This window comes from Diaphorobacter ruginosibacter (genome assembly GCF_040396215.1).
Lineage (GTDB): Bacteria > Pseudomonadota > Gammaproteobacteria > Burkholderiales > Burkholderiaceae_C > Diaphorobacter_A > Diaphorobacter_A ruginosibacter_A.
In genome coordinates, this window is sequence record NZ_JBEBOW010000174.1 from 1 (window position 1) to 5,914 (window position 5,914).

6 protein-coding genes are annotated in these 5,914 nt (G+C 64.7%); 2 read left to right on the top strand and 4 right to left on the bottom strand.

Translation table 11 applies throughout. The annotated features are described in order from the left end of the window. The 3 genes from ABWP92_RS15930 to ABWP92_RS15940 all read right to left on the bottom strand — a co-directional run. A partial coding sequence (locus tag ABWP92_RS15930; protein ID WP_353236385.1) for a cbb3-type cytochrome c oxidase subunit I occupies positions 1-637 on the bottom strand: 637 nt, incomplete at its 3' end. Positions 638-672: 35 nt separating this feature from the next. After that, positions 673-2,247 (bottom strand): cytochrome c oxidase subunit II, encoded by a 1,575-nt coding sequence (coxB, locus tag ABWP92_RS15935; RefSeq protein WP_353236386.1) that lies wholly within the window; start codon positions 2,245-2,247, stop codon positions 673-675. Between the two features lie 487 nt (positions 2,248-2,734). After that, on the bottom strand, positions 2,735-3,634 hold the full coding sequence (locus tag ABWP92_RS15940; RefSeq protein WP_353236387.1) for a class I SAM-dependent methyltransferase: 900 nt from the start codon (positions 3,632-3,634) through the stop codon (positions 2,735-2,737). Between the two features lie 41 nt (positions 3,635-3,675). Here ABWP92_RS15940 and ABWP92_RS15945 point away from each other — a divergent pair, with 41 nt between their 5' ends. Together ABWP92_RS15945 and ABWP92_RS15950 are read left to right on the top strand one after the other, a co-directional pair. Further along, entirely contained in the window at positions 3,676-4,392 is a 717-nt protein-coding gene (locus ABWP92_RS15945; RefSeq protein ID WP_353236388.1) for a phosphoribosyltransferase family protein, read from the top strand. Positions 4,393-4,429: 37 nt separating this feature from the next. Continuing rightward, positions 4,430-4,918 (top strand): tRNA (cytidine(34)-2'-O)-methyltransferase, encoded by a 489-nt coding sequence (locus ABWP92_RS15950; RefSeq protein ID WP_353236389.1) that lies wholly within the window; start codon positions 4,430-4,432, stop codon positions 4,916-4,918. Positions 4,919-4,952: 34 nt separating this feature from the next. On the opposite strand, the gene ABWP92_RS15955 is transcribed toward ABWP92_RS15950, so the two are convergent. Continuing rightward, positions 4,953-5,914: LysR family transcriptional regulator (locus tag ABWP92_RS15955; RefSeq protein WP_353236390.1), on the bottom strand; the 962-nt coding region annotated here is incomplete at its 5' end.

Here is a 5,914-nt window from a genome sequence, read left to right on the forward strand (position 1 = left end):
CGGTGATCAGCCAGGTCCAGCAGAACATGGGCATCTTCATCAGCGTCATGCCGGGCGCGCGCATGTTCAGGATGGTCACGATGATGTTGATCGCGCCCATGATGGACGATGCGCCCATGATGTGCATGGCGAAGATGCCGGCATCCATCGACGGGCCCATCTGCAGCGTGAGCGGCGCATACAGCGTCCAGCCGGCAGCCGGCGCGCCGCCGGGCATGAAGAACGAGCCCACCAGCATGATGGCCGCCGGGATCAGCAGCCAGAAGCTGAAGTTGTTCATGCGCGCGAAGGCCATGTCGGATGCGCCGATCTGCAGCGGAATCATCCAGTTCGCATAGCCCACGAAGGCGGGCATGATCGCGCCAAACACCATGATCAGGCCGTGCATGGTGGTGAGCTGGTTGAACAGCTCGGGATTGACCAGTTGCAGGCCGGGCTTGAACAGCTCGGCGCGAATCAGCATCGCCAGGATGCCGCCCACCATCAGCATGGTGAACGAGAACAGCAGGTACAGCGTACCGATGTCCTTGTGGTTGGTGGCGAACACCCAGCGGCGCCATCCATGCGGCGCGCCGTGGTGGTGATCGTCATGCCCGTGATCGCCCGCGTGGCCGTGGTTGTCCAGTACTGCGCTCATGTGTTATCTCCAATCGGTCTTCTGTGCCGGACTCGTCATTGTGCGGCGACGACGTCGACGCGGCGGGCCTGGCGGTCATCTCCGGCGCCTGCGGTCACGGTTTCGGGCTTGCGCAGCTCGATGCGATCGGCGGCCACGCCGTTGTCCGTGAGCACCTTGGCGACGGCCTGCGCGCGCTTCTTGGCGAGCTCGGCATTCACGTCGGCGGAGCCCGTCGAATCGACGAAGCCGGACAGGGCGATCTTGCCCTCCTTGTGCGCGCTCCAGTATTGCGCCGCACGCCTGGCCTGCGCCAGCGCTTCGGGGCCGAGTTCGCTCTTGCCCGTTTCAAAGAAGACCTGGAACGGCCCTTCGGCCTGGGCCGACTGCGAAGCGGCGTCCGCGCTTGCCGGTGCGGCGGCGGGAGCCGGGGCAGCCGCAGCCCCCGCGCCCCCTTCGGGGAACTTGCCGCCGCGGGCCACGACGAACTGGGCGGGCTGCACCAGCTGGCCGGTCTTGTTGCTCCAGTGGTTCTTTGCGAACGTCACCACGGCCGCCAGGTCGGTGTCGCTCAATTGTTTCCATGAAGGCATCGCGCCGTTGGCGCGGCCTTCCAGCACGGCGTGCATCATGTCGGCAGCCGGGCCGTTCACCACCGGGCTTCCGTCGAGCGGCTTGATCGGGCCAGCGCCCTTGCCGTTGGCCTGGTGGCAGGCCGCGCAGTTGGCAGCATAGACTTTCTCGCCGCGCGCGATCAGATCGGCCTGCGCCCAGACCTTGTTGGGATCATCCTGCCTGGCCGCGGCCTTCTTCTTTTCTTCCTCCACCCATTGTGAGTAGTCATTGGCGGACAGCACCCTCACGTGGATGGGCATGTAGGCATGCTCCTTGCCGCACAGCTCGGCGCACTGGCCGTAGTAATCACCCACTTTTTCCGCGCGGAACCAGGTGTCGCGGACAAAACCAGGAATGGCGTCCTGCTTGATGCCGAACGCGGGAACCATGAAGGAGTGGATCACGTCCTGCGCCGTGGTGATCACGCGCACCTTCTTGTTGACCGGCACCACCAGCGGGTAGTCCACCCTGAACAGGTAGTCCTTGGGCGCCTGGCTCACGTCGCCGCTGCTGGACATCTGGCGCTGGGCCGTATCCAGCGTGGAGATGTACGACAGCCCCTCGCCTTCGCCGGTGAGATAGTCGTAGCCCCACTTCCATTGATAGCCGGTCACCTTCACCGTGAGATCGGCGTTGGTGGTGTCCTTCTGGGCCACCAGCACCCTGGTGGCGGGCAGCGCCATCATGATCACGATGATGAACGGGATGACGGTCCAGACCACTTCGACGGTGACGGACTCGTGAAAATTCGCGGCCTTGGCGCCCCGGGATTTGCGGTGCTTCCAGATGGAATAGAACATCACGGCGAAAACACCGATGAAGATCACCGTGCAGATGATCAACATCATCCAATGGAGGAAATGCTGCTCTTCGGCAATGCGCGTGACAGGTGGCGCAAGATTGAGCTGCCTGACCGACGGGCCACCGGGAAGATCCTGAACCGCGTGGGCTGTGGTGCCCAACCACGCCCCGGCCACCAGCAGCATAGAAGCCAGCTTCTTGGAAATGCTCTTCATAGTTCTCACTTACTTCTAAGCCTTAATTTGACCAATCCCTTGCTGCGCCCGCGTGGGTCGGACCTCAGCAAAAGCCATGCGAATCCCACTCCCTCGGAACATCGGGGCGCCTTGCCGCGGCAAGAGCGCCGTCCATCCCGAGTCCGGAGTCCACATGAACCCGGTTTCCATCAAATCCAGGCTGTTATCCATCAGCCTGTTGTCTCCACAATCCATCACCGGGGCCAATCAACCAGAAGTTTGATTTCCCCCTCTTGAAACCATTCAATATCTAGAGCATGCCCAGCCCGCAAGACTCCGGCAATCCGCATTAGTCCCGAGACAAATTGGCACGCCCGAACCAAATCTTGACTATCATCAAGTAATGCTTGACGGAGCGCAAAGATCGCTCCATCTGCAAAAAGTTCCGAATTTCTAGCGCTCAAGAATTGTAGCGTGCATTGATAAAAATCATTGACGCACAGGCTTTGGCAGAACCATTACCCGTTCACTGGCGGCCTTTACGCAACATCGTGCGCATGTCGTCGAGCGATACGGCGCTGCTGGCCTCCACCTTCACGCTGGGCTGCGGTTTGAAGGCATGGCCGTAGATGATTTCGAAGGTCAGCGCCAATTGGCCGCCCTGCTCCGCGCTTGCCAGGCGATCCTGCAGCGCGCCCTCCAGCCGCTGCCGGAATCCACGCCCGCGCAATGAGGCGAAGCGCCCGGGATGCAGGTTGCGGCCCAGTTCGCGCAGCTCCTGCAGCAGCCGCTCGGCGGATGCGAACGTGAGCGTGATGCGCTCCATGTCCATGACGGGCTCCGCGAATCCCGCATGCACCAGCATATCGCCCCAATCGTGCATGTCGGTCATGGAATGGCCCGGCACCGGCCAGCCCTGCTCGGCATACAAGGCATGGATTTCCCGCACCGTGTCCGGGCCGAGGCAGGAGAACATCACATATCCGCCCACCGCCAGCGAACGGTGCCATTGCGCGATCAGAGCTTGAGGATTCGCAGCAGTGTGCAGCGCCATGTTGGCCCACAACATCTGCGCGCTGGCATCCTCGGGACTGCCGAATTGCTGCGTGGGGCCGGACCAGCGGCCCGGGCTCCACCAAGGCTTGGCGAACAGCTCCTGCGCGCGCTGGCGACCCTTGGCAGACGAGGTTTCGTTGATTCTGCAAGCTGCCTGGGCGAATTGCTCCTGCACCAGCGCATGGCCCTCGATGCCGCCGCGAAGCGGATCCCAGTCGCACCAGTTCGCGGGCTTCTCACGGATCCATTGCAGACGCTCCTGCATGCGCCGCGCGACTTCTTCGTGCAGCCAGGGCGAGGTATCCGCCGCGCGCGCGTGCCAGCGCTGCGCGGCAACAGGATCGATAGTGGGTGGCAGTTGTTCAGACATGGGGAGTGACGGATTGTAGGGAGAACATGCAAATCACGGTCATGAGAGGGATTTCCCGGCGCATCGCCCATGTGGCGGCGGCCTTGCGGCGATATGTGCCGAGCCAGTGCGCGGTCTGCCGCGCCTGGCCCGCAGCGCGCATTTGCGCGGACTGCGTGGCGCGCTTTGCCGTCCAGCGCCATCGCTGCATGACGTGCGCGATGCCCATTGCCCCGGGCATCGCGCAGTGCGGCGAATGCGTGCTGCGCCCGCCCGCGCTCGACAGGTGCGTGGCCGTCCTCGACTATGCCTATCCATGGGCAGGCGTGATCGCGCAGTTCAAATTCACGGCCGATCCCGGCTGGAGCGCGCCGCTTGCCCGGCTCATGCTGCAAGACCCGTCCGCCAGGCAATTGCTCGCTGATGCGGATCTGGTGCTGCCCATCGCGCTTTCGCGCGAACGCCTGGCCGAACGCGGATTCAATCAGGCGCTGCTGCTCGCGCGGCATCTCGCGCCGCCGCACGCCTTGCATGCGCGGCTGCTGGTCCGCACGCGACACGCCCCGCCGCAGCGCGGGCTTGCCCGCAAGGAACGCCTGCGCAACCTGCGCTCGGCATTCCTGGTCGATCCTCGCCAGCAGCCATTGCTCGCAGGAAAGAACGTGCTGCTGATCGACGACGTGATGACCACCGGAGCCACGCTGCAATCGGCCGCGCATGCCTTGCGCGCCGCCGGCGCGGGTGCCGTGCGCGCCCTGGTGCTGGCGCGCACGCAATGAGACCCCGGCAGGCCCGAAGACGGCGACAATACGGGCCATGTTTCATATCGTCCTCGTCGAGCCCGAAATTCCGCCCAACACCGGCAACGTCATCCGCCTGGCGGCGAACACGGGCTGCACGCTTCATCTGGTGGAGCCGCTCGGGTTCTCGATGGAAGACCGCTACATGCGCCGCGCGGGCCTGGACTATCACGAATACGCGGAGGTGCGCCGTCACGAGGGATGGACTGCCTTGCTGCGCGACGAAACGCCCGACCTCTCGCGCATGTTCGCCATGACGACGCGCGCAAGCCGATCCGTGTTCGAGACCGCCTTCCAGCCCGGCGACTGGTTCATCTTCGGCTCCGAGTCGCGCGGCCTGCCCCCGCCGTTGCGCGATTCGTTCGACCCCGCACAACGCCTGCGCCTTCCCATGCTGCCCGATCAGCGCAGCCTGAACCTCTCCAACGCCGTGGCGGTCACCGTGTTCGAGGCGTGGCGGCAAAATGGCTTCCAGCAGACAGCCTCGCCGGAGCCCGCGCGCTGAAAGAGCATCGCCGCGGATGAAAAAACATGGCGTGTCACGACACGCGTGCCGGCTGCGTGGCGCCGGTCATGGCCTCGTGAACCGAACGGCGCGTGCGCTCCGTGAGGTATTCAAGAAACGCCTGCGTGCGCGCCGGCAGGAACTTGCGGCTCGGCAACGCCGCATACAGCGTGAGCTGGCTCGTCGTCCACGCGGGGAGCACGCGCACCAGAGCGCCACTGTTGAGATACGGCGCCGCCAGTTCCATGGGCAGCGACGTGATGCCCGCGCCATCCAGCACCGCGCGCAAAATCGTATCGACATAGTTGATCTGGCAGACCGGGCGCACCCGCACCTCGACCGTCAGCCCGTCGGCATCGGGATTCGTCAGCACCACCCCGCCGCTGCGCCAATCCGGATGCTTGAACTGCAGGCAATCGTGGTTCTGCAGATCATCGGGCGTCTGCGGCGCGGGATGCGCCTCCAGATAGTCCGGCGATGCGCACAGCACGCCGACCGTGGTGATGATGGGGCGGGCGATCACGTTGGCGTTGTAGCCAGCGGGCGCGCTCAGCAGCTTGATGTCGAAGTCGTTGAGCACGCTGGTGCCGGCCGCCTCCACGGAAATGTCGAACGTCACCTGCGGGTATAGCTCGCGGAATCCGCGGATCGCCGGCGCCAGCACATGGGTGGCCAGCATCGGGGAGGCCGCCACGTGCAGCACCCCGGCGATCTCCACGGTGTGCGCCTGCGCCGCCACCCGCGCATCTTCCACGTCGTTGAGGATGTGGCGCACGCGCGCCAGATAGGCCTCGCCCGCTTCGGTCAACGACAGTTTGCGCGTGGTCCGCTGCAGCAGCCGGGCGCCCACATGGCTCTCCAGCTCCGACACGTAGCGCGTCACCCCCGCCGGCGACATGTCCAGCGCCCGCCCGGCGGCGGCAAAGCCGCCCTCGTCCACCACGGACTGGAAAACATGCATTGCCTGTAGCTTGTCCATCTGCCGCCACTCCCCGG

Bases quoted from the DNA above. Each gene is read 5' to 3' on its own strand.
- coxB (WP_353236386.1), bottom strand. From the start codon at position 2,247: ATGAAGAGCATTTCCAAGAAGCTGGCTTCTATGCTGCTGGTGGCCGGG.
- ABWP92_RS15940 (WP_353236387.1), bottom strand. From the start codon at position 3,634: ATGTCTGAACAACTGCCACCCACTATCGATCCTGTTGCCGCGCAGCGC.
- ABWP92_RS15945 (WP_353236388.1), top strand. From the start codon at position 3,676: ATGAGAGGGATTTCCCGGCGCATCGCCCATGTGGCGGCGGCCTTGCGG.
- ABWP92_RS15950 (WP_353236389.1), top strand. From the start codon at position 4,430: ATGTTTCATATCGTCCTCGTCGAGCCCGAAATTCCGCCCAACACCGGC.